We start from the raw sequence: 24,669 nt of genomic DNA, 5'->3' as shown, positions 1-24,669 counted from the left end.
GTTCGAAAGACATTTTTTATGGTACTATCTTTCTTAATATTAACGCTGATATGAATAAAAATAGTAGTATTGAGAAAAAATAGTGTGTAAATTATGATATAAAAAAATTGTATTAGAATACTTCGTTCGAACTATTTTCCACCAAAAACTAGGAAACCTAGTATACCAGCTAATAGCAGCAAGTCTAATCCTAGTAAAAATCCTACTCCAAATTGCGCAGTTATATAAGCTACTTGTAATGATGCAAATAGTTGGCATGTAGTATATATAAATGATGATACTAATCCAATAAACGCTATTTCACTAGACCTTAGTATTAATTTTTGCTGCTGTAGATTAAGAGTTTTAGTCTTTAAACTCATACCTTTTCTAAAATTAAAACTCCCTCCAGAGGAATCCCCTCTAATCGATCTTGGAGCTAAATAGAATTTGATTAATGGGTAAAGTACCACAAATGATGCTAAGAAAATTAAACCGTCTACTTCGACACCTATAGGTCCTATATCTACTCCAGGCGTCCTATATGCCCAAATACTGTTTACTATGAAGGAAATTATAAACCCTGTTCCTAAAGCTATTGCAGCAGGTCTCATTACTGGATGGCTTGCTTTATGTCTAAAGATATACTGATCTATAAATGGGAATAATACTGTAATTAATATCCAAGCTAAGAAAATTATTGAAGCATTTTGTGGGGTTACTGATTTGTAAAAGAAGTAAATGAATAAGAAGTACCAATCCGGTATTGGTGGTGTTTGAGCAGCTAATACTGGGTTATACTCTGGCATTGTATACTTAAGTCCGCCACCAGTAATTGCAATATTATATGGTATTAATGATGCGATCAGTATTACCCCACCAAATATAAGGAAGAAAGTCATCAATATCATTCCAAAGGTTCTCGTATATGGTTGTAGTCTCCAATTAGGATCATTTTCCACTTTATCTCTAAAATGCTCAATTAATTCTGGGCCTGGCTCCTTACTAGGCGGTGGTGTAGGTCCTCCATGTTTTTCAAATATTGCTAAATGAATCATTATAAATAGAAGTATTAATCCTCCAACAATCCAGTGGAATATAAAGAATCTATCAACTAGTGGATCAACACCACTAGCTATACCAGGCAAATTTGTTGGTACAGTAGTCATCAGTTTAATTAGGGCAGCTAAATTAAAAGGCATGTAAGTGAACAGATTTAGACCGGTAGTAGTTGCTGTCCAGGATATTAAATTATATGGTAAGGAGTAGCCTAAATAGGCTTCAGTTAAAGCTAATCCAGCCAATATAACTCCAACAACCCACATGATTTCCCTAGGTTTTCTATAAGCACCTACAATAAAGTTTCTTGTCATATGAATAATAAGTAAAAATATCATTGCGTAAGCAGCCCATGTATGTATACTGAACAATAAAGCTCCATATGGTACCTTTGTAATTAAGTATACTGTAGAAGCATAAGGATCAGAGGGAACGTAATATAATGCAACAAGGGCTCCAGTTATTACTGCCAAAGCGAAAGCAGCAAGTACCATTGAGCCTAACCAATAATCAAGTCTATAAGCATACCTTGGAGCTTTAGCAATAGTATGTCCATATATTCCTACTCTTTCATCTAACCACTGAAAGACTTTGTCTAACCAACTCTCTCTTTCCTCTTCCACTTTATCACCCCGAAGTGCAAGCTGGATTAGATGGTATTTGATAGGAATAATTTGGATCATATATCAAATTACTAGTTGGTCTAGTCTTAGAGAAATATGGTGCGTTAGTTCCTATAGCGTAAATATCACCAGTTGTATTATCATATTCTAGTAAAACTATCGGTAATGGTCTAGGTGCTGGTCCACCTACTACTATTCCTCCTTCATCTAATTTATACATCGATCCATGGCATGGACAATGTAAAATCGTACTAGCAGGATTTAAACCAGGCAAGTTGGGAGAACTTGTAAGAACTTGTGCTGGTAATTGACAGCCTAAATGAACACATATTGCTGAGAATGCACATATTGAGCCCTTCGGACCTACACCCTTAATAGTTGGAAACTTAGAATTTATAGCAAATTGACCAAAATACGGATTCTTAAATTCCACGTTAGTCTGGTTATTTAGTTTAGAGAAGTCGACTATGAAGCAAGGTTCATTCGTTAAGGGATAAGTAAAGAAATAGACGGGACAGTTACTACTTTGTATATCTTTAATATTAGCTACTTTATACTTAGGAAATCCTTGCAAACCAGCTGTGTTATTAGCTACTAAATAGTTTTTCGATATAACTCTTAATTCATTGTAATAGTATCCCATGTAATTAAAAAGGGGTGAAAATAATGGAGATATTGCAACAGCTCCACCAGCTATCATAGCTAACCTAATGAAATCTCGTCTTTTCATATTTCTCACAAAGAAATTTTATACTAAAAACTATTTAAGTTTTACTAAAATGTTTAATCTATTTACAATCACATTTAACTTTAAGAGATCTTTTAAACAGATCATATAGAGAAAATATTACAATTAATGGTAAAGCAAAATACACTATTGTTAAAATTTCACCACTTATAACGTTATACGCAAGAAAAGAAAGCGGAGTATAAAACGCTATGATAGTTGGCAATGATAAGCAACATGTACTCCCACCAACTAATCCAAGACTAATTACTCCAGCAATTAATCGTTTTGATCTTATAAATTCAAATATTTTACCTATATTTGCAGATACTAAAAACGTTATACTTAAAGCTATAAATATTGCAAATGGTGTAATTGAAAGAAAATAATATGGTGGTAGTAACACTTCAATAGAGGGATTAAATAGAAGATTAAAGAGAAAACCTAAACCAGAAGTTACAAATGGGGAAAACGCTAAATTCACTTCTCCATGATAGAATGTTGGGGAATAGTTAAAGAATAGTGTTAGCAATTTTTCTAAGGCTAAACTAAATATCAAGAGATGAAATGGGAAGTACATTAGGGTTGAAATGGAGATTTCTTTTTTCCTTTTGAAATTAGCCATGACGTAAGTAAATACTGTGTTAAGAGGATAGAAGAGTGTAATAAAAAGTGTCATTATCCAGAAGATTATTGGAGCTATAATATTTGAAAATAATCCTGGAGGAAAAAGAGAGAAATATAAGAACAAGAAGAATAATGCCGTAATAAATATTACTAACTTTTTTCTTCCCATAAATTAACACCCGTTTTTAGGTTTTTAAAGTTTAATTAGAAGAAAATAGAAAAATAATTAACTTAATCTTTATAATATTCCTTATATAGCACTATAGTTAATGCAAATAATAGAAACATGGCCATTGAGATTAAAATACCAGAATTAAATTGTAATACTAGAGGAATATTAGGAGATAAATATGGTAAAGAGAACCAAACTAATATTATTCCAGTAACTATCAATGTAGCAAGACTAATTGCACTATAATCAATTTTCCTCTGTACGCTCACCTCACTCCTCTCTCTAAACCTTAAAGAGAGAAAGATTAAACTACCCATAAATATAGCAAACACACCGCCAGCTGCAATATAAGTAATTTTGAATAATGATTTTTCGGCTAGTGAAATTGGTGAAGCTGAAGATAAAGCAGTTAAATTTCCGAAATTTCCTAATGCTTCAAAGATAAAGAACATTGCTATTACTGATATTATCCATAATGCGTAATCCTTTTTAGAAAGTCTTTGACTCATTTTATCACCCTGCTGTAGAATTAACTACTATGAGCTCCCCTATCATAGTATAATGTCCCGGACCACAAAATTCGGCGCAATAAATGTTGTACACTCCCGGTTTATTTACTATTATGTATAATGGATAATAATATCCTGGGATAGCCTCAAGTTTATACCCTAATTGTACAATATACATTGCGTGGATTACATCAGCGGAAGTTAGATTAAAGATATACGGTTTACCCGCCTGTATAACAACTTTATCATAACTTACAGTTCCATTAGGATATATAAATTCCCAGACATACTGTTTTGCTATAACTCTGATCACTTCTGGTTTTTCATTATGTGGGAAATATCCACCCGTATCTATCATTATTAAATCATGAAAGGCAATACCACCTAATACTGCAAGAATTAAAGCTGCCCCTATCATAGTTATTACTTCTATAGATAACCTAGTCATCAAAAGAATATTTAATAATCTAATATTTATAGTTAACGCAAAAAATTATAAAAAAGAATTTAGCTTATAACAACGTATGGAGTAGTAACGTTAGGGGATGCAACTAAAACTACCCACATTCCAGATTCTGCATGCCCAGCAATGCCACAGCAAAGCCAATAAATCCCAGCAGGTATATCAGAATATAATTCACTTGCTGACTGACCACTCATTAACCCGGAACTTTGATAGTCACTCGTTGTAGCTCCAATCGTTAAGAGGATTTTTCCGTCGTCAGCAATATTAGCCGAATTTGGAGTAGGTGTATCATTAGCTACTAAATTGAGGTTATGTGGTAAACTTTGTTGATTAACGTATGTAATATATAAGTTCCATCCAGCTGGTACATATATTACCATTGCTCCGAAATCTGTGCCATTAAAATTAAATGTAGGTCCGCTAGATAGCGTTACTAAGGTAATAAATACAGTTTTGTTAGTAGGATTATAAGGTAATGTGTGTTTTGGAGTTGTTGACGTTGTTGTAATTGCCGCTGAGGTCTTTGATGAGTACATTAAAAACTGTTGATATGTATAGACTGCTGCCCCTACTATTACTATAGCTACTACGATAGCGATTATAGCTGTAAAAGTTGGTGAGACGGCTTTTCTCATATTCTCATAAATCAATTGTATTTTTCAAACTTTTATTTTTTTACTCTATACCAACAAAGAGTACTAGTTGTTTAATGTTCAATTTTTAATTAACTTAATTAATTATATATATTAAACTCTTGAACGGTACAAACAAGATGGTTTGTGATTAATTAAATTTTTTCTCTTAAATATTAAAATATAATCAAAGTTTTAAACTATAAAAGTTTTTGATAATAAGATTAATAAACCGGTATCAGATATTAATTAATGAGAATTATGAGTAGTGTAGCTCATAAAATTAAGGAAGTTCTAAAAATAGCATTTACTACTACTAATGCTTCAGATATTGGTATAATGTACATAACACTAGGAATTATTAGCCTAATTATCGGAAGCGTTGAAGCAACGGTAATGAGGACTCAGTTAACTTTTAACAATATAGGTCCTACTACATATTATGACGCTTTAACACTTCACGGTATATTTATGATATTCTTCGTAGTGATGCCATTATCTGCTGGTCTAGCTAATTATTTAGTTCCAAGAATGATTGGTGCTCATGATTTATATTGGCCTAAAATAAATGCACTCTCATTTTGGATTTTAGTCCCTGCTGTCACCTTAACGGCAATTTCTCCTCTGGTTGGAGTTGTAAATGCTGGATGGTATATGTATGCACCACTTTCTGTGGATTTACAAGTAAATAGCGGAATAGGAATGGATGTAATAGAGATAGCTCTTATAATAGCTGGTATATCTAGTACGTTAACTGGAATAAACTTCATACTAACAATTACTAGGCTAAAGAAAGTACCGTACTTTAAGATGCCATTATTTGTTTGGGCTTTCTTCTCTACAGCGATATTACTAATGATAGCTTTACCACCATTGACAGCCGGTTTAGCTATGGCATTTTTAGAGAGAAACTGGGGTTTCCAGTTCTTTAATGCCCATGCTGGAGGAAATCCATTACTATGGCAAAATGTTTTCTGGTTCTTCGGTCATCCAGAAGTATATATCCTTATGCTTCCAGCAATGGGCCTAATTGGCGAAATATTACCGAGGTCTGTGGGTAGACAAATTTATGGTTATAAAGCCTTAGCCTTATCCTCTTTTGCAATAGCCTTCTTAAGTGCTATGGGAGTTTGGATGCATCACATGTTTACGTCAATATTTAACTTTTGGGCTGATGCAGTTGCATCAGCTATAACAATGGCAATAGCAATACCTTCTGGTGTAAAAGTAGTTAATTGGACCGCTACATTCTATCAAGGAAAACTCAGAGTCACTGGATATTCAATCCTTACTATAGGTTTTATAGCACTATTCCTTGTTGGAGGTATTACTGGTGTGTTATTCCCATTAATACCTCTGGATTACGATTTAAATGGTACCTATGCTGTTGTGGGCCATTTCCACTACATGGTTTTCGCTATTATAGTAGCATTTTTAGCTGCTCTGCTCTACTATTTCCCATATTTTACTGGTAAAATGTACGATATGGAATTATCTAAGAGCGGTGCCATAATGACAGTAGCTGGTGCATTTGTAATAGCTACTGGAATGTTCGTTGAAGGAGTATTAGGTATGCCAAGAAGGTATGCATGGGTTCCATCGATGATATACTATCCATTCCAAATACTAATTGATGTAGGAGGAGTAATAATGGGTATAGGACTAGTATTAATCTTCGGTAATTTACTTTATAGTTGGGTTAAAGGTAAAAGGGTTGAAAGTCTAGATCCTTGGGGAGTTGAAGTAATTGGATTACCAGACTTTTATATTAAACCAGTAGCCCTACCATTAACATTTGGTAGAGCAATGGACGGATCTATACCAGAGCACAGACATGGAACATTTTTACCAGCATTACTAGGCATTTTAATGTTTTTACCGGGACTAGGGTTCTTATATATTTTAAGATTTGGATTACTAGATGTAGGTTTACCAATGATTTTAGCCTTCTTAGCGGTAGGAGGTTATTGGGTTTATAACGATTATTTCAAAGAACTATACCCATCAGTACCCTCTATAAGGCCTCCTGGCGGGTTTGAGATGACGAAAATGGCTGGTTCGCCATTTTCAGGATCTTCAAATCCATTATCCGTAACAACTGAGGGAATACAAAAGGCAATCCAAACAAGAACTATAGTTCTATATTTAATTATAGCAGAAATATTCTTATTTGGCGGATTTATAGGAGGTTATCTTTATACGATTAACTGGACACCTGCAGCACAACCATATTTGGCTTCATTCCATGTCGATTGGTACGGTTTACCATTAGCAATGACAATAATATTACTTTCAAGCTCAATACCATCACATTTCGCCTATGATAGTTTACTAAAGGGTAAATTAAAGAGATTTAAGTATTTAGGGTTAGTAACATTCTTAATGGGATTAACATTCCTAAGTGGGCAAATGTATGAGTTTACACACATAATTCACTTTACTCCACAAGAAAATATCGTAACATCATTCTTCTTCACTATAGTATGGTTACATGGTTTTCACGTTATTATGGGGCTAACACTATGGGCGTTCACGCTGTTAAGGGCAAGGAGAATAATACCCTATGAAGCTTCTACTGCGGCATCATATTATTGGCATTTTGTAGATGGAATATGGGTAATAGTATTTACAATGCTATACTTGCAATTGCCGTTCTATCATCCATTTACTCCAGGGCAAATCTCATTCTTCGGGATTTAAGATGAATAAGATTTTTTATTATCTTCTTCCACTTGATATATTTTTAATTTTACCATTTACATTTAGTTTTTTATCATATTCTCCAGCAATACCGATGTTATTTCATTATTTAATTCTCGGCATATCAATATTTCTGTCAAATAAGTTCTATTCGTTATCAAGAAAATTTCTCTTTGTAGCTTTACCCATTATTATATTCTGGCACTTGCCATGGTTTTTCGATTATGCTACTTCAGTCTATTTCATTTGGATTATAGATGTGATATCTATGACAATATCTGGGGTACTAATTGGATCTTCTATTAGTAAATTTTCAATAAATTTCTTAGTTTTTCTTTTCTTCTTATGGATGATTGGTGATTCTCTTTTATCTTATATGTGGATAATTGGATTTTCACTTTATTCCTCTCCTTATTCAATTTATCCCAGATATGAGTTACCGGCAGCTGGTTCTATAGTTTTCGTTGTTATGGATATTCTAGGAGTATATATATTATTAAAATTATTTTTTGCTAAAATATTTACAAATTAGATATTAGTGGCTATCTCCTTCAACATATTTATAATTATAATTTATAATTAAACTATGTTAAATAGGAGTTGTTCTAATTTTCCTCAGTAATGCGAAATCCCCTATACTATCGATAAAGTTTTTAGTCTGACGTTTTGTTAATAACGAAATGTGAGAAGGAATTCCTCAAATTAACTCAAATATGTTTATGGAATGCACTAGATTTAGTGAAAATCTTTAAGCCGCGTTAAAGTAGAACAACTGCTATATGTTAAAGTTGATTAAACTCAGAAAATTAGACATTTGTAAAATTACATGGAATACCACATTTGCACACTCATATAAACATTTATATAAAAATTTATTAAGATGAAAATTGATAGTATATATAATTAGGTGAAAAAATGGATAAAGGGTTAATTTATGTTATAGGAGTGGCTGTTGTTATAATTGCTGCTCTATCTCTAGGCATTTTAAGTCTTTCCTCAGTTCCTCAAGCAGTTAAACCACCAAATCCAAGCAAATTCTTAGGTGGTCAATGGACATTGTATAATAGTTATGTTACCACTCAAGGTGCTCAAGGATTGGAAAAAGAATATTACTATAGGTTTATCGATACTCATTCTGATTGGTTAATATACATAAAAATGATATTTAAATCACCTATATATGCCCAGAATTATGTGAATAGCTTAGGTTTCTCTGGTAATTCTGGGTTATATACATACATAGAAGGTTTTAACGAAAATGTTGTTCTGATTCAAGGAAATACTGTAACTGAAGTTATATATGTAGGTACATCTAGTCAAGTTCCAATGGGGTCATTAATAGGTATGGCTTATCTTGGATAATGCCGTTAAAAATAAAGTCTCTTTTAATTCATCAAGTTTTTTGTTTTCATTTATTATTTCTCTTAATGTTCTATTAATTTTTTCGTATAAAAACCTTATAGTTTCTTCTTCATTATACATTACTTTCCCAATTCTATTATTTACCCATTTTAAATAAATGCCTATTGCTTTTCCGGAGTTTGCTAATACGTCTGGGACTACGATTATACCCCTATTTCTCAGTTTTTTATATCCATCATATGTTATTGCTAGATCACTTCCCTCAACTACGATTTTAGCTTCTATCTTATCTTGGTTAAACGAATTTACTATTTTCTTTCCACTTGTAATAATAAGTGCATCACACTTTGAATTTAAATTGGCTGAAAAGACTTCTGAACCTAAGCTTTCTAATAAGCTAAACAGTGTAGTATTAGCTGGGTTTGATCCTAGAATACCGATTTTAACGTTAAAGTTTCCTTTAAGTGCAAATTTGAGTAGTATTGCAATTCCGATCGAATATGATAAATAATCAGTATAAATTATATTTGTAATGTATTTTTCATCTATATTTGCTATTTCATAGAATAATTCTGACATATCTTCTGTTCCTTCATCTGGTATTAAAATATCTTCATCTATATTATTTCTCACATAATTTATATATTGCGATATTAATATTTTTTTATCCTGTGATCTTGGTGCACATATACAACCAATAGAACTTCCCAACGGTAAGTTAAAAAGTATATTTCTTATAAAGGAAATTATAGTTAAATCTATCAAAGTATCTAAGTCCATTTCCTCTGAAAATATAACTCCACCTGCATATGGTCCAAAAATTCTAGAATATTGTACCCTAATTCCCTTATAAACATTATTATTTCCTCTTATCTTAAATGTTAAAATCTTATTTGGAATGAAGAAGGAGTCATTAACATTATTTTGTAGAATTTTTTTAGTTTCAAGCACAATATACTTTTATCATTTATCCTAAAAAGTTTTTATTTTATTTGTTGCTAACATTATCAATGTTAAATAGAAATTTTATAGATTTACGTAAATGAGTTACCATTAAACATTTTTAAACTTGATTAATAAAACATTTAAATGTGTAAGTTTATACTTTGTTGTGAGAGTTAATATTAAATTTGAAACGTCACACGAAAGAGAAGTAGTATTTTATATCCTGTCCGATCATATATTCTTCTTTAAGAATTTTACTCCATTTAAATTTATATTTCCCTCAGACGAAGAAAATGTTTTTTATATTTATGGTGAATTGTCATCTTTATTCTCAGTTTTTCCAGTTGAAGCTAAAGTAAGAAAATTTGTATCTCCAGTCAAAATATCTTATGTTATGCTATTTCAACCCAAATTAATAAAATTACCAAAAGAAAAAGAACTTGACATGATGTATATGGGAACTGAGCCTAATGGAAGTGGAAAAATTGAAATAAATGAATTTTTAGAAGTATTAATTGAATATGAGGGTGAGAAAGAAAAAGCGATAGTATCTGCAATTAAAAAGACAATAGAAAAATCAAAAAGAGAATTTGATGAAATAATAAGAAAAGAAAGAATAGCTAGACATATTTAATACATTCTCCGTTCTTAACTTTAACTCTTCCCTCATATCTTTCTAAAGATTTACATAAAACCTTTCCATTATGAGTTTCAACTAGAGAAAGGTAATACTTCTCTTCAAGATTTTCTGGTGTCACATTTAATATCCAGCTAAATAGTACTTTTCCTTCTATCTCTTCTACGTTAGTCAACTCTCCTCCACACTTAGGGCACTTAATCCTACCTAAAGTCATATAACCACATTTAGTACATTTCATCAAGGCTCATCACCATATATAATTACAGTAGCAGAATTACCGTAACCCGCCATGCTTAACGAAAGACCAACTCTAGCATTTTTAACTTGCCTATTTCCAGCCTCATTCCTAATTTGTAAAAATGCTTCAACAGCTTGTGCAACACCGCTAGCCCCTATAGGATGACCCTTTGAATTTAATCCCCCACTGGGATTTATTGGTGTTTCTCCATCAAGTGAAGTTAAACCCTCCATAACTGCTTTCCATCCTTCACCCTTCTTAAATAAACCAATATCTTCAGACTGTATAATTTCTAGGATAGTCGCCATATCGTGTAATTCTGCAAAATCAATCTTTTCAACTTTAGCCTTCTTAAATGCTTTTCTTGACGCTTCTACTACTGCTGGTAAAGTCACAAAATCCTCTTTTTCACTTACATACGCTGTGTAATTACTACTCCCTATTCCTTTTATGTAAACAGGCTTAGAAGTATAACTTAGCGCATCCTCATTTCTAACCATAACTACAGCTGCAGCTCCATCACTTATAGGGGTATATTCGTAAAGTCTTAGAGGCTCAGAAATAACTGGAGAATTCAATACTTCTTCTAATGTTACTCTCTTCTGTATGTGCGCGAAAGGATTAAGTGAACCATTATAATGGTTTTTTACAGCTACTTGAGCTATACTTTCTCTGGTTGCATTAAATTTTCTCATATATTCTATTGCAGATATAGATGCAAGAGAAGGAAGGGACGCAACGCGTTCCTCAAATGGTAATAATGACGAGATAATTTTAGTAACTTCTCTCGTTTTTTTCTCAGACATTTTCTCAACTCCCACTACTAAAACCATATTTGCTTCTTTGGATTCGAGTAAAGATTTTGCAACCATTATTGCTGATCCTCCACTTCCGCTTGTGTTATCTACCCTTAAAGAAGGTACATGATCTAAATTTAAATATGTGGTAATAAGGGAACTTAACCCTGAGGTTTGATTAAACTCTCCAGAATATGAATTTGAAACTATTACATAATCAATATCATATTTCAGTAATTTTTCTGTAGCTTCTTTAACAAGGTCAAAGATATTTTCTTTTCTTTTCCCAAATTTCGTAATTCCTACATCAACAATAGCAACCATTGCTTAATAAGTTTGGATTAAGGTTTAAAAAATCACTTGCTTGTTAAAACATTAGAAATGATATATCTTACTGAATATCTGTAAGCCAAACTAAAAAATAAATAATAAATTAGACTCATTCAATATATGATCTACGAAAAAAGAGGTAACGTTTCATGGATAATATTTAATAGACCTGAAAGACTTAACGCTCTTGATAGAGAGAGTTGGGATTCCTTATCTAAACTATTAAAGAAGGCTAATGAGGATGATACAAGAGTTATAGTTCTTACTGGGAATGGAAGAGCATTTTCTTCTGGCGATGACATATATGCTATGTATGAATTAAAAGATGTTGATGAAGCTAAAGATTTCTTTCTCACACTTTATTCAGCAATAGAGAGTTTAACTGAACTTGAAAAACCATTGATATGTGCTGTTAATGGTTTAGCATATGGAGGAGGATGCGAAATACTGCTCTTCTGTGATGTTACTATAGCAGTGCAATCTGCAAAATTTTCTATCCCAGAAGCTAAGTTAGGCTTAATCCCTCCAATGGCAATAACTATAGGTCCTTTAGCATTAGGAAGGAGGATTAATCGATTAGTACTCACTGGCGAAGCTATTACTGCTGAAGAGGCAAAAATTCTAGGCCTGGTCGATTACGTTGTACCAGATGATAAACTAATAGAGGAAGTTAACAGAGTTATAGAGATGATTAATCAACTTGATTTCTATTCTTTAAAAACTATAAAAAGATGGCTTAGAAAAGATAAGAAAATGGTTGAAAAGGCTATAATGGAATTAGCGTTGCTGTCTCAAACAGAGTCAGCAAAAAAGAGGATGAAAGAATTTATTGACTCAAGGAAGAAGACTTAATTGCTTTTATAATATTAAAATAACCAGTACATCGACAAATATTTTTTATGCTATATTTAAGTAACTCATCATCCTTTTTGCCTACCCTTTTTAGATAGTCATAAGTAACCATTAGAAACCCATGTGTGCAATATCCGCATTGCATTGCAAAGTTTTCTAAGAAAGAGTCCTTTATCGGTTTAATATCTGAAAGTCCTTTAACAGTCCTTATATCTGATCCTGCAACTTCAACAGCCAGAGTCAAACATGATTTAACCGCCTTACCGTTTATGATTACCGTACAAGCACCACATTTTCCCTCATCGCAACCTCTTTTAACTTCCTTATATCCGTTCCTTCTTAGGAAATCCAAAAGAAGAGTCCTAGGTTCAACCTCATCTTCTACTTCAAAATCATTAACTTTCATTCTAACTGTAACCGTTTCTTCGCCTCTTATCATATCACTTTTCCATTTATTCTCAATATTTGGAATATCGAGTTTATCTGAGACTCCTTTTAAAGCCTTTAAAAAAGCGTTCACAAACAGCCTTTCGGCTATTTTTAATCTAGTACTACTATCAGCGTGAATATCTGAAATGATTTTTTCCTTTCTTAACCTTTCAATAACATTTTTGATAGTACTTTCACCTTCAACTTTACCTTCAAATAGAGTAGGTTTCTCGGTTATTCCACCAAAGCTAACCTTATATTTATTTCCCTCAATAGCAACTGCAACTATAGCTGTAGGATATGCAGAGCCACCTCTCTTATAAACTTCGTAAGTGAAGTTTAACTCTTTCTTCTTAGGGATAATAATACTAGTTATTATTTCATCTTCTCTTATGGAAGTAGTGTAAGGTGATAAGTATAAATCTGAAACTTTTATCTCTCTTTCGCCTTTTTTAGACTTTACCTTAACTTTAGCATCTAGTGTTAGTAACGCCGGATAGTAATTACTTGAAGGATCAGCGTGTGCTAATGAGCCTCCTATAGTTCCTTTATTCCTAACTTGAAAATCAGCAATTGTGAAAGCCGCTTTAGAGAGTAGTTTAACTTTCGAAGCAACTTCATTATGAGTGGTTAATGAGTAAATCTCAATTTCTTTTTCATTTTCCTTTACGCCCCTTAAATCTAAATTCTTTATATCTATAAGAGTATCAACGTCGAGTATTCTTAATTTTAATAGCGGTAATAAGCTTTGACCACCAGCTAATACTTTTGATCCATCTCTAAGTAACTCTAAGGCTTCATCAAGAGAGTTAACCTTAATGTACTTAAACTTTTTAGGAATACCTAACACAAAGCTCATTCAATCACCCTAATAGGCACTTCACTTATTCTTTTTCCTATAAGCCTTGAGATTGCATTAGCCAATGCAGCTGGAGCCGCCATTATTGGTCCTTCTCCACCCCCATATGAACCAGTAGGAATATATTTTGCTGGAGTTTCAAAATGAATGAACTCAACTTGTGTATCTATAACTTCAGATAAAGTTGGCGATTCATAAGAATCAAAGAGGGTTACTAAAGGATTTCCTCTTTCATCATATTTCAATTCCTCATAAAATGTTAACGCAATACCATGTAAAAGTCCTCCGTACATTTGCCCTTCAAGTAAATTCTTATTTAATATTCTCCCAGCGTCATGTGAAATGACGTACTTAACTATTTTAAATTCACCAGTAACCTCATCCCTTTTTACAATAGCTAAATGGGCTTGAATAGCATATCCTAAGGAAGAATTTATCTTATTATCTTGAGAAGGTTTTAGAAGGGGAGAATAAAAGTATGAGGTAACAGAGAGAGCTTTATCATAATTAAATTCAGATGGGTTCCAATGGTAAGCTGAGACTAATCTCTTAATATCTACATACTTTTCCTTGTTCTTAGCATCATAAAATCTTCCATTTTCAAATATTATCTCTTCAGTTTCTAGATACTTTTTAGCTAATTCTGCTAATCTTTTCTTAAGCTCATCTACCCCATTCTTTACTGCACTCATTACGATTGGTGCAAATCTACTTGAATAACTACCACTAGCCAAGTTCCAAGGCTGTGTAGTATCAACCCTATTTTCCACATGAATAAGACTTTCATCTATCCCAAGCTCTTTTGAAATAAATTCAGCTATTGTAGTCTCATGCCCCAAACCCTCATTAGTACCATTAACAAATACAGATACTGAACCGTCTGGGTTAAGAGCTATAGTGACATAGTCACTAGAGGCTGAATGAGGATTCCTTATTTTATTTAATGCTAAATCCACATAAGCCAAATTTGTTCCACTAGGCTCTACGATCACAGCTATACCAACTCCTACGTCTTTCATATTCTTCCATTTCTTATACTCCTCTTCAATAGCTTTCACAACCTTAACGTAGTCTTGTTCTGGGTAAAGCCCTCCTGAAATTGTTTCATAAAATCTTTGTCCGTTAATCTCTTTATCAAAAACTTTTATTAAATTCTTTAACCTTAATTCCAGAGGATCAATTCCAACTTCGTCAGCAAGTTTATCAACTGCAGTCTCCAAGGCAAAATAAAATGGGGGCGCTCCATAACCCCTATTTAAACCAGTAGGAGACTTATTAGTTAAAACTACGTAATATTCAGCTTCAATAGCCCTAATATCATAAGCCCCGTTCAAATTACCTTGAACTCTAAATAGCACTCCAGGCTCAGGAGGTCTAACATATGCCCCAACATCTTCATAAAAAGTGTATCGTACACCTTTTATTACCCCATCTTTCGTTGCTGCAATTTCAACATTTCCTCTTCTTTCCCCTCCTGCCGAACTAGCTATAAAGCTTTCAGCTCTACTTTCAAACCATCTAATAGGTTTTCCCGTTAATTTTGATGCTGCTGCAGCTAAAGTAATATATGGATAAAGAGAATATTTGTTTCCAAAACTCCCACCTATATCTCTGGGTGAAAATAATTTAATCTTATTTATAGGTATATTAAGTGCCCTACTAAGGAAATAAACTTGTAGCATAGGTCCTTGTATATTTGCCCAAACCTCTAGTTCATCATTAAATCTAGCCAATATACCGTAAGTCTCAAGGGGTAATGCTGAGTGTCTTCCGAATTTGAATATATGTGAAATAACGATAGGTGATTCGGAAAAAGCTCTTTCTATATTCCCAAATCTCATAATTTTATGCATCGCTATATTCGTTTTTACCTCTTCATGTAATAAAACCTCGTTTTTTAAAGAATCCTCAATTGTGATAACAGTTGGTAATTCTTCGATTTCAACGTTTACATAATCTAGTAAATCAATAGCCTTATAATAATCTTTGGCTAAAACTACAGCTATCGGTTCACCCACAAATCTAACCTTATCTTTCGCAAAAGGATAATATTTTATTGGTAAGTCCACAGTATTAGGAAAAGGATTTACAATAACTTTACTTAATTCTTCTGGTCCAAAAGCAATACCACCGTGAAGTTTGACGTCGCTAAGATCTATTTTCTTTATTTTTCCGTGTGCGATAGGACTTCTGTAAATAGCCATGTATAATGTGCCAGCTAAGTCTGGTAAGTCATTTATGTATTCTCCTTCACCGTTAACAGCACGTAATCCTTCAATATACATAAAAAATAGAGCGAAACATTCTTTATAAACTTAATTTACTTAGGTCATATTTTTCGTCCTTTAATTCATTTTTCTTATTACTAACATCAACCTTTGAAACTATTAGTTTATTTAATGCTGAAAGTTCTTCATAATCTCTATTTATAGCCACATAACCCTTTATAACCCCTCCTTTCAAGTATATTACATTGAAATTAGGATTATCCACAGAGAAGTTGCCTCTAATTATGTACTCATCATAATCCATTGTATCACCACCAGACTCTATATGTAAGTCGAATATATCTGACCAAATAGTTGATAAGAAGTTATACTTCTCCCTCTTTCCTAACATATTTTTAGCGGCTAATTTTCCGGTATATTCTGCATTATTCCAATGTTCTATCCTTCTCCTTTTACCTATAGCTGGGTCATATATATTTGCTACATCACCAGCAACGTAAATATCTTTAGCTGAAGTTTCAAGATATTCATTAGCTATAATTCCGTTATCTACTTCTATTCCACTTTTCTGAGCTATTTCTATGTTAGGGACAATACCTATGGCTATTAATACAAAGTCTGCATTTAGAGTTTTACCTCCTTCAGTAATAACTTTACTTACTCTTTTATCTCCCACGAACTCTTTTACTCCTTCATTTAGCACGAAATTAACCCCGTGCTTTTCAAAATAACTTTGTATTAGTCTCGAAATTTTTTCATCCACAAGTGTATTCCAAATATATGATTTAACCTCTATTACTGTAGTTTTTACACCTAACATTGTAAGGCTAGAAGCGACTTCTATACCGATAAAGCCACCGCCTATTATAACAGCTTCTTTACCCTTTTCTTGTTTTAATGAGTCACACTCATCTAGCGTTCTGAGGTAATGGATTCCCTCTAACTCTTCTCCAGGTAATTTTAGCTTTCTTGGTCTACCACCAGTAGCAATAAGTGCTTTGTCAAAATGGATTACTGTACCATCACTAAGTTCTGCTTCTTTTTCCTTTACATTAATTTTTTCAACACTAGTATTCAGTATAATCCTTATATTTTCTCCCTTGGTATAATAATTTGGTTTCTCAAAAAATATTGAATTTCTATCTATTTTTCCTCTGAGGTATTCTTTTGATAATGGAGGTCTATCATATGGGTAATATTTATCAGAAGTTACCATGATTACATTTTCATTTTCTAATTGTTTTAGTGCATGATACCCAGCAACCCCACTTCCGATTATTAAATAATCAGTGAATTTTTCCAAGTGTATTCACACTTAATTTTACGCAATCTAATATTTAACTTTTTAACAAATCTTCACGTAAAAGAAAAATAATTACAGATATAGCTCCTATTTAAATTATTAAAATTTTTTAGGAAGAAATTGCATCTCTTGGTTATGAGTTTTGAAAAAATACCTTGGGCGATAAAAGTTAGAGCGTTCTTCGTAAGCTCTGGAGGTTTCTTATTAGATGGTTATGATCTTTCAGTAATATCCTTTGCTTCCACAATAATTGCTAAAGAATTTTCATTAACTTCAGCCGAATTAGGACTACTTGTCTCCTCTTCCCTTATCGGGATGATACCAGGATCAATAATTTTCGGTTATTTAGCGGATAAAATTGGTAGAAAAAGATTGATGGGCTTCGACTTATTGTTTTTCCTAGTTTTCGGCATTTTAACAGCCATATCTAACAGTTTCACTAGCCTATTCCTTTCCAGGCTATTTTTAGGTTTTGGCATAGGTGGTGATTATCCAATAAGTAGCACTATAATGAGTGAATTTTCGCCTTCTTTATCTCGAGGAAAATATTTAGTTGGTTCGGTCTCAATGTACTGGATTGGTACTGCTATCTCAGCCTTATTTACCTTACTCTTCTTACCTACTGGTGAATATTTCTGGAGATATGTATTCCTTGTAGGTGCGATAATTTCCTTACCTATAGTATTATTAAGAATCAAACTTATAGAATCACCTAGATGGTTAGTAGCAGTTGGAAAAGAAAAAGGGGAAAAAGAACTTCAAGTAAAAGGTGCTACATCGTTCACGGATATATTCAAAGGAAGACTACTTTTAGTAACATTCTTCGTAACATCAGTATGGTTTTTATTTGACGTCGCTTCTTATGGAATAGGTTTATATTATCCCTACTTGCTTGAGCATTTTGCTTTTCCGTCAAAATATGAAGTAGTTTTAGGGACTCTGGCAATATCAGTAGGTGCTATAATAGGTTATATAATAGCAATAAACGTTGTGGATCCTTTAGGAAGAAGACCCACGTTGATCACAGGTCTTTCAGTAATGAGTGTCTTACTTTATTTAGGTTCCTTAACCCATATATCTGGAAGTATTTTAGTACCATACTTCATGACTTTCGTGGCTTTTGAACAGTGGGCTGGTGCTGTCACATTGTTCTATCCTACAGAACTTTATCCAACTTCAGTAAGAGCAAGCGGACAAGGATTCGCAACTGCAATAAGTAGAATAGGCGGTGTTCTGGGGACATTTTACTTTCCTATATTGGAGCATCACTTGGGGTTTACTAACGTTCTTATGTTATTTGGAAGCTTATCATTATTAGCCGATATAATATCCATAGTATTAGCGAAAGAAACTTCAAGAAAGCCATTAGAGGAGACTAGTATTTCGGTTTAAAAGTCATACCTAGCCAATAACCGCGAGCAATAGACTGACCAATTGTAGGTTGATTTCTTCTAACGTCATTAATAATTACATCAGCTTTAACATTTTCTTTAACAATACCTACTCCTAATTCTTTGTATTTTTGCTGAAGTAGATATCCCCTATTTCTATCTAAACCTTTAAACACATTCTCCGTTACATAAACTTCATTATGCTTAACCCACTCAAATACATAATCTTGGTAAGCATAAAGATTCGAATTCACTAAAATCCTCATTCCCTTATATTCCTTAAACTCTGGTTGTCTCTCCCTTGGTAAAGCAAATATATCAGCCTCTCTTTCCTCCGTAGATAAGTATATTTTAACTCCCAATCTCTTTAATTCTTTCTCGTAATAATCTATCAGCCTCATAAATTCTGCCTTCTTCCAAGGATCCCTAATCTCATTTAGTTGACCACCGATTTTATCGTCTTTCTCATATAACTTTACCTCAAATCCTCTCAGAGCCAAAACTCGTGCAGTTTCTAATCCCATTACTCCTCCACCAACAATCTTAACCTCACCTTCACCTTTCTCTAGCTTCAGAATTTCCCATCCTAATTCTGGATTAACATCACATCTTACTTCTCTGGTTGATAATAATCTACATAATTGGTTACATCTAATGCATGGTCTTATTGGTAAATTGTTCCTAACTTTTACTACCCAATCTGGATCTGCTAAAATTTGTCTCGCTAGAACTACGGCATCCGCTACCTCTAGGACCTTCTCTGCGTCTTCTACAGTTGATACTGAACCTACTAAAAGTAGTGGTAAACTAGTTGTCTTTCTGACTACTTTAGCCTCATCCACGTAACTTGGTCTTTTATAGTAGAACGATGATGATCCACCTAATGGACCATCTCTACCAGCAGATAAGTGAACGTAATCTAATAAATTCTCTACTCTTTTGACTATTTTTGCCACAAGTTCTGGGGTTAAACCTTGAGGATCGAATTCAGTAACGGAAATCCTCATTCCAACTGGGATACTTACAACTCTTCTTATCTCTTTCAGTAACTCTTCTAGAAATATTACTCCATCCTTATATTTATCCTCTCTTTTGTTTGTGGCTGGTGATAAAAACTGAGCAATTAAATACCCATGAGCACCATGTAATTCTATTCCGTCGAAACCGCTCTTTTCAGCTCTTTCTGAGGCCTTAACAAAATCCGTTATAACTCTATTAATATCATCCTCTGTCATCTCTCTAACTGGGTCTAAAAGTGGTATGTTAGAAGGTGCGATTGGCTGATTGTTCCATATCAGACCCCTTCTAGTCTTCCTCCCAACATGAACTAGCTGAACGAAAATTTTCGAGTCCATATTGTGAACAGCTTCGGTTAATCTTGCAAATTTAGGAATAAGTTCATCATCATATAAACCTAACTGATTTGGAGAGCCTCTAGCATCAACCTTATTTACGTAAGTATACTCTGTAATTAATAATCCGGCAGAAGCCCTTCTTACAAAGTACATTATATGCTCTTCAGTCGGATAACCTTCTGGTGTTCCTAAATTAGTGATCATAGGAGACATTACGACTCTATTTTTTAATTCGACATCTCTTATGTAAAAAGGCTCTAGTAGTCTCATGGGCTAAAAAACGTTAATAAAATAAATAAATCTAACTTACTTTTGAGAAACTCAGTATTCTTGAGATTTATCTGGTGCAATAGTTATGGAAGCAGACAAAGTACCTATTAGCATTAATAGTACTCCAAGGTATAGTGGAAATTCTGGTGAAGCTATCCTAACTAAGCCCGCTAAACCGCCTCCAAATAGAAAAGCACCCAACGCTATCAATGTACTACAGCCACACAATTTTCCTATTTTTGCCATTTTTTCTCACATGTATAATATAGTTGCACTAATTTATAAATTTTTATGATTATCAGAATCTGTGAAAGTATATAAATATACATATATGAGTGTTGATGAATAACTGATTTAAACAAAAATAATGAAAAAATATTTTTATTAAAAATTAAGACGTCTAGATGATAAGAACTAGTATCACTTTTATCATGTTTTCCCAAAATTCATGAGTTAATGATAAGAGTAGAAAAAAGAGAATATCAAAACTATAAAAAATAAGTTAATTAATAAAAATTAGAATGTTATAACTTCATAACCCTGGTTAACATAGTATGATACTCTTTCTCCAGCAGGCATTAGACTTATTCCCATACTTTCTAAATGTGGTTTTATGTTCATTGCCTGAGCTACACCAATACAAGCTGAGTCTATAGCCTTGTTATTTAGCATTTCTTGGAACATGTTCTTAATTTCTCCATCTATTTGAGTTAATTTCTTTTGACTTGGCCCAAAAAATATGACTTTAACATCTTCATACCTCTTATTCTTAATTGAATTGTATGCCATTCTCATAGCTAAATCGAATTTATCGTCCCCAGACATTATTAGAAATAATACTTTTGCCATCACAATTGCTTATATTAAATTAGCTTATATTTTCATTTTTGATAAACATTAAATAACTTTAAACTTACTAATTTATAGCAAATTTCCAATAGTAAAGTTATGTTTAAAAAAGTGGAATGGTAAAAATATCTGTGTCATCTACAACTCTTTTTGTCAAATGGATGATACCAGTAGCTATAGTCTGGGGATTCTCATATCCACTAACTAAATTAGTATCTGAATATTCTTCTCCCATGATAATAAGTGTTGTAAGAGTAGCTGTAGGTTTCATATTTTTCTACTCATTAAGTAGGAGTCTAAGTATAGGAGTTAAACAGTTCATAAACGGGTTATTAAACTTTGTCGGGTTATTAACATTTTTAAACCTTGGAGTATACTTTTCTAAGAACCCTGGTTTAGTTGCAGTAATGATATACACACAACCTCTGTTTATCCTAATTATTGAATATGCATTGGGAACAAGAATTAGAACTAAAGGGATAGTAGGCATAATTCTGGGCGTAATAGGAATAACTGCTGCAGCCTTTGTGAGCTTTGATCTTGGATTATTCTTTGGATTATTAGGTGGGCTAGTTTGGGCTATGGGCACCGTTTACTATAGAAGAAATCTCCTTGAGGAAGATATAGTTAAATTAAACGCTTCTATGGCTCTAACTTCGTTACCAATATTACTTGTATTAACTCCAATCGATTTTCACTTTACATTAAGCTTAACAGCAGTAAGTTTACTTATAATCTTGGCTCTAATAGCTCAAGCTGGTGGTTTCTTCTTCTGGTTTAATGCAGTAAAATATTTAGGTAGTATAAAAGCTGGTACGGGTTCACTATTAGTTCCAGTAACAGCATACATTCTATCTTATGCTTTCTTTAGGACAATCCCGACTCCTATTGAGATTATTGGTTCTGCTATTACTTTAATAGGAGTTTACTTGACTATGACATCTTAAAGAAATTTATTTTTGAATTCTAAAATAATTTTATGAATGAAGAAGAGTATAGGCGGAAATTAAGGGAATGGATAAGCCAAAATGCACCCAAGAATCTCATGGGTAAAAAAATCCTTTTTGATACCGTTGAGATTGAGAACTATGAAGAGTTAAAAAATTGGCAAAGGAAACTTTATGAAGCTGGATATTTAGGAATAACTTGGCCTAAAGAATATGGGGGTCAGGGTTTAGATCCTATTTATGAGATAATAGCTTACGAAGAGTTTATTAGGGCTGGATTACCTTATGGTAGGAGTTTAGGTTCCATAGGTTTAATGGTTGCTGGTCCGGCTATTCTTAAGCATGGGAATGAGGAACAAAAGAAAAAATACCTTAAAAGAATCCTCTCTGCCGAAGATATTTGGTGCCAAGGATTTTCAGAACCTCAAGCGGGCTCTGATTTGGCAAATATTAAGACAAGGGCCGAAGATAGGGGAGATTACTTAGAAATAAATGGTCAAAAAATTTGGAGTAGTTATGCGCATTTAGCTGATTATATGTTACTTTTAGCAAGAACTGGAGAAGACAAATATAAGGGACTTACAATGCTTATAGTTAATATGAAACAAGAGGGAATAAAAGTCTCACCGATAACTCAAATTACTGGCAAGAGTGAATTTAACGTAGTTTATCTAAACAGCGTAAAAGTACCTAAAGAAAATATAGTTGGTAAAGTTGGTGAAGGATGGAGTGTTGCAATGACTGTTCTTAATCACGAGAGATTTTTCTTAGGAGTTACAATGTTGTTTGTATCTAAAATGCTTTTGGAAAAACTACGTGTTAAAGAATTAGAAGAAGAAATAAAAGGACTAGAAGCATTCTACAAGAGACTCCTTATAAAGATAAGGAGAGGAGAAGAAATTGACGTAGAAGGTGCCGTTTTAAAGTTGGTCTCATCAGAGATTTTACAGAGAATTTATGAAATAGCAGTTTCCCAATACGATTTAGAGACTATTATGGAGGACAATTGGTATTTAGGTATGTTAGCTTCTAGGGGAAGAACAATTGCTGGTGGTACATCTGAGATATTGAGAAACTTAATAGGTGAGAGACTACTAAAATTACCGAAATAAATATTAGAAAGAGAATTAATGAAGTATTTATGTATTTTGAGGATTTTCAAGTAGGGCAGAAGTGGGAAAGTAAAGGTAGGACTGTGACAGAGACAGATGTAGTTTTATTCACTGGTTTAACGGGTGCTTTAAACCCTTTATTTTTAGATGAAGAATATGCAAAAACAACAAGATTTAAAGGAAGAATTTTACCAGGTTTATTAACTGCGTCAATCGGAGTTGGTCTGACTTACCAATTACCTTCGGATCCATTTGGAGAAGGTTTTGTTGCCTTAACTAAGCTGGAAATTAATGCTAAAAAACCAGTTAAAATCGGAGATACTCTAAAGGCTTTAGTAGAAGTTATAAATAAGCAAGAAAGAGAAAAAGATGGAAAAGTATATTTGAAAATTTCTATTATAAATCAAAACAAAGAAGAGGTAATGATTCTAAATATGGAAATATTAGCTAACAAAAGGAGTTAAGATCTTATTAATTAATATCACTCTTTTTAAATGCAAGTGAAGATCAAGATCAGTAGTGAAACCTATTCCCCCATGAACTTGAATAGAGTCTAAGATTGCTCTAAAAGATTTTTTAAAAGAATATTCAAACGATGAAGGATCAGTATCAACTAGGTATCTAGATCTTGCTAACTCTAAACCTATAGCATCATCAACAAGTTTATGTTTAATTGCTTGATAAGAACCTATAGGTTTTCCAAATGCTATTCTCGTTTTAGCATATTCAATAGTCTTATTTAAACAATATGTGCCATGACCTAACATTTGTGCAGAAGCATTTAGAAATATAAAATTGAAATTATCATAAGGAGACCATTTGCCAGATAATATTTTATACACTCTAACTGATGGATCTGGAGATTTTATTTCCACATACTCTACTTCGCTAACTTTAGCAATCCCCTTAGGCGTAACTACATATTCAGCCTTATCTAATTCTGGTACATAGTTTATTCCTACAGACGTTGGAACATCCTTTTTAGCCATAAAAGTTGTTGCTATTATCCCAGGGAGTAAATTCTCTCCTACAAACTCATTTATTAAAACTGATTGTAAAATACTAGAACTCTCTAGAAATTCAAACACTCCTAAATCCTTTAACTTATAAAATAGATCAAGGATTTTCCCACTATTAACCTCAGGTTTCTTACTACCTAAAACATTCCATTCTCTATCAAGGAGTTCCTTTAAAGAGTCTACGATAAGTTTTATGTCCTCATCTTCTTCTACATGTAGAAGCATATTATTTATTTCTTCTCAAAGCTT

General features: G+C 33.0%; 25 protein-coding genes. 9 read left to right on the top strand and 16 right to left on the bottom strand.

Features of this window, described 5'->3' with window-relative positions; genetic code table 11:
• Positions 1–131 precede the first annotated feature (131 nt).
• The 6 genes from D1869_RS14925 to D1869_RS14900 all read right to left on the bottom strand — a co-directional run bounded on the left by D1869_RS14925 (position 132) and on the right by D1869_RS14900 (position 4,797).
• Positions 132–1,721: a cytochrome b gene (locus D1869_RS14925; protein ID WP_221267084.1), complete on the bottom strand. Its 1,590-nt coding sequence runs from the start codon at positions 1,719–1,721 to the stop codon at positions 132–134.
• Positions 1,666–2,391, bottom strand: a complete 726-nt coding sequence (locus tag D1869_RS14920; RefSeq protein WP_156015836.1) for a Rieske 2Fe-2S domain-containing protein — start codon at positions 2,389–2,391, stop codon at positions 1,666–1,668. The genes D1869_RS14925 and D1869_RS14920 overlap by 56 nt, the downstream gene beginning before the upstream one ends.
• A 58-nt stretch (positions 2,392–2,449) precedes the next feature.
• A complete protein-coding gene (locus D1869_RS14915) occupies positions 2,450–3,184 on the bottom strand; it encodes a hypothetical protein (RefSeq protein WP_156015835.1) in 735 nt (244 codons plus the stop codon).
• A 62-nt stretch (positions 3,185–3,246) separates the two neighbouring features.
• Positions 3,247–3,696 (bottom strand): cytochrome c oxidase subunit II, encoded by a 450-nt coding sequence (locus tag D1869_RS14910; protein ID WP_156015834.1) that lies wholly within the window; start codon positions 3,694–3,696, stop codon positions 3,247–3,249.
• 4 nt (positions 3,697–3,700) lie between these two features.
• Positions 3,701–4,144 carry a cytochrome c oxidase subunit II gene (locus tag D1869_RS14905; protein ID WP_156015833.1) on the bottom strand — a complete coding sequence of 148 codons (444 nt, stop codon included), beginning with the start codon at positions 4,142–4,144 and terminating at the stop codon, positions 3,701–3,703.
• 59 nt (positions 4,145–4,203) lie between these two features.
• Positions 4,204–4,797 (bottom strand): sulfocyanin, encoded by a 594-nt coding sequence (locus D1869_RS14900; protein WP_156015832.1) that lies wholly within the window; start codon positions 4,795–4,797, stop codon positions 4,204–4,206.
• A gap of 249 nt (positions 4,798–5,046) precedes the next feature.
• Here D1869_RS14900 and D1869_RS14895 point away from each other — a divergent pair, with 249 nt between their 5' ends.
• From D1869_RS14895 to D1869_RS14885, 3 genes are all read left to right on the top strand, one after another.
• Positions 5,047–7,494: a cbb3-type cytochrome c oxidase subunit I gene (locus D1869_RS14895; RefSeq protein ID WP_156015831.1), complete on the top strand. Its 2,448-nt coding sequence runs from the start codon at positions 5,047–5,049 to the stop codon at positions 7,492–7,494.
• A gap of 1 nt (position 7,495) precedes the next feature.
• Positions 7,496–8,026: a DUF1404 domain-containing protein gene (locus D1869_RS14890; protein WP_156015830.1), complete on the top strand. Its 531-nt coding sequence runs from the start codon at positions 7,496–7,498 to the stop codon at positions 8,024–8,026.
• A gap of 383 nt (positions 8,027–8,409) precedes the next feature.
• A complete protein-coding gene (locus tag D1869_RS14885; protein ID WP_156015829.1) occupies positions 8,410–8,856 on the top strand; it encodes a hypothetical protein in 447 nt (148 codons plus the stop codon).
• Here the strand turns inward: D1869_RS14885 and D1869_RS14880 are convergent.
• A complete protein-coding gene (locus D1869_RS14880) occupies positions 8,830–9,807 on the bottom strand; it encodes a Glu/Leu/Phe/Val dehydrogenase dimerization domain-containing protein (protein WP_156015828.1) in 978 nt (325 codons plus the stop codon). The two genes, D1869_RS14885 and D1869_RS14880, sit on opposite strands and share 27 nt — an antisense overlap.
• 160 nt (positions 9,808–9,967) lie before the next feature.
• Here D1869_RS14880 and D1869_RS14875 point away from each other — a divergent pair, with 160 nt between their 5' ends.
• Entirely contained in the window at positions 9,968–10,435 is a 468-nt protein-coding gene (locus D1869_RS14875; RefSeq protein WP_184650999.1) for an STK_08120 family protein, read from the top strand.
• On the opposite strand, the gene D1869_RS14870 is transcribed toward D1869_RS14875, so the two are convergent.
• Positions 10,422–10,679: a PhlB family protein gene (locus D1869_RS14870; protein ID WP_156015826.1), complete on the bottom strand. Its 258-nt coding sequence runs from the start codon at positions 10,677–10,679 to the stop codon at positions 10,422–10,424. The two genes, D1869_RS14875 and D1869_RS14870, sit on opposite strands and share 14 nt — an antisense overlap.
• A complete protein-coding gene (locus D1869_RS14865; RefSeq protein WP_156015825.1) occupies positions 10,679–11,800 on the bottom strand; it encodes a thiolase family protein in 1,122 nt (373 codons plus the stop codon). Before D1869_RS14865 ends, D1869_RS14870 begins: the two co-directional genes overlap by 1 nt.
• 126 nt (positions 11,801–11,926) lie before the next feature.
• Between D1869_RS14865 and D1869_RS14860 the strand changes: the two genes are divergently transcribed.
• Positions 11,927–12,658, top strand: a complete 732-nt coding sequence (locus D1869_RS14860) for an enoyl-CoA hydratase/isomerase family protein (RefSeq protein ID WP_221267085.1) — start codon at positions 11,927–11,929, stop codon at positions 12,656–12,658.
• Here D1869_RS14860 and D1869_RS14855 read toward each other — a convergent pair.
• Genes D1869_RS14855 through D1869_RS14845 form a run of 3 tightly spaced genes read right to left on the bottom strand, consistent with a single transcriptional unit; the run spans position 12,633 to position 17,477 of the window.
• Complete coding sequence (locus D1869_RS14855) at positions 12,633–13,946, bottom strand: FAD binding domain-containing protein (protein WP_156015823.1); 1,314 nt, start codon at positions 13,944–13,946, stop codon at positions 12,633–12,635. The two genes, D1869_RS14860 and D1869_RS14855, sit on opposite strands and share 26 nt — an antisense overlap.
• The gene (locus tag D1869_RS14850; RefSeq protein ID WP_156015822.1) at positions 13,943–16,231 is read right to left on the bottom strand and encodes a xanthine dehydrogenase family protein molybdopterin-binding subunit; all 2,289 of its coding nucleotides are present in this window, start codon (positions 16,229–16,231) and stop codon (positions 13,943–13,945) included. The genes D1869_RS14855 and D1869_RS14850 overlap by 4 nt, the downstream gene beginning before the upstream one ends.
• Before the next feature lie 22 nt (positions 16,232–16,253).
• Positions 16,254–17,477, bottom strand: a complete 1,224-nt coding sequence (locus tag D1869_RS14845; RefSeq protein ID WP_156015821.1) for an NAD(P)/FAD-dependent oxidoreductase — start codon at positions 17,475–17,477, stop codon at positions 16,254–16,256.
• 135 nt (positions 17,478–17,612) lie between these two features.
• Between D1869_RS14845 and D1869_RS14840 the strand changes: the two genes are divergently transcribed.
• Entirely contained in the window at positions 17,613–18,869 is a 1,257-nt protein-coding gene (locus D1869_RS14840) for an MFS transporter (protein WP_156015820.1), read from the top strand.
• Here the strand turns inward: D1869_RS14840 and D1869_RS14835 are convergent.
• The 3 genes from D1869_RS14835 to D1869_RS14825 all read right to left on the bottom strand — a co-directional run bounded on the left by D1869_RS14835 (position 18,853) and on the right by D1869_RS14825 (position 21,342).
• On the bottom strand, positions 18,853–20,493 hold the full coding sequence (locus D1869_RS14835; protein WP_156015819.1) for an oxidoreductase: 1,641 nt from the start codon (positions 20,491–20,493) through the stop codon (positions 18,853–18,855). The genes D1869_RS14840 and D1869_RS14835 overlap by 17 nt on opposite strands.
• A 51-nt stretch (positions 20,494–20,544) precedes the next feature.
• The gene (locus tag D1869_RS14830; protein WP_156015818.1) at positions 20,545–20,739 is read right to left on the bottom strand and encodes a hypothetical protein; all 195 of its coding nucleotides are present in this window, start codon (positions 20,737–20,739) and stop codon (positions 20,545–20,547) included.
• 270 nt (positions 20,740–21,009) lie between these two features.
• Positions 21,010–21,342 carry a DsrE family protein gene (locus D1869_RS14825; protein ID WP_156015817.1) on the bottom strand — a complete coding sequence of 111 codons (333 nt, stop codon included), beginning with the start codon at positions 21,340–21,342 and terminating at the stop codon, positions 21,010–21,012.
• A 131-nt stretch (positions 21,343–21,473) separates the two neighbouring features.
• On the opposite strand from D1869_RS14825, the gene D1869_RS14820 reads away from it, so the two are divergent.
• The 3 genes from D1869_RS14820 to D1869_RS14810 are packed head-to-tail and all read left to right on the top strand — an operon-like array spanning position 21,474 to position 23,865.
• A complete protein-coding gene (locus D1869_RS14820; RefSeq protein WP_156015816.1) occupies positions 21,474–22,289 on the top strand; it encodes a DMT family transporter in 816 nt (271 codons plus the stop codon).
• A 32-nt stretch (positions 22,290–22,321) separates the two neighbouring features.
• Positions 22,322–23,401: an acyl-CoA dehydrogenase family protein gene (locus tag D1869_RS14815; RefSeq protein WP_156015815.1), complete on the top strand. Its 1,080-nt coding sequence runs from the start codon at positions 22,322–22,324 to the stop codon at positions 23,399–23,401.
• 29 nt (positions 23,402–23,430) lie between these two features.
• Positions 23,431–23,865 (top strand): MaoC family dehydratase, encoded by a 435-nt coding sequence (locus D1869_RS14810; protein WP_156015814.1) that lies wholly within the window; start codon positions 23,431–23,433, stop codon positions 23,863–23,865.
• Here the strand turns inward: D1869_RS14810 and D1869_RS14805 are convergent.
• Positions 23,845–24,645 carry an acyl-CoA dehydrogenase family protein gene (locus D1869_RS14805; RefSeq protein WP_156015813.1) on the bottom strand — a complete coding sequence of 267 codons (801 nt, stop codon included), beginning with the start codon at positions 24,643–24,645 and terminating at the stop codon, positions 23,845–23,847. The two genes, D1869_RS14810 and D1869_RS14805, sit on opposite strands and share 21 nt — an antisense overlap.
• Between the last annotated feature and the right edge of the window lie 24 nt (positions 24,646–24,669).

It is taken from the genome of Sulfurisphaera ohwakuensis (genome assembly GCF_009729055.1).
GTDB classification, from domain to species: domain Archaea; phylum Thermoproteota; class Thermoprotei_A; order Sulfolobales; family Sulfolobaceae; genus Sulfurisphaera; species Sulfurisphaera ohwakuensis.
This window is presented reverse-complemented; position numbering and strand designations above follow the sequence as displayed.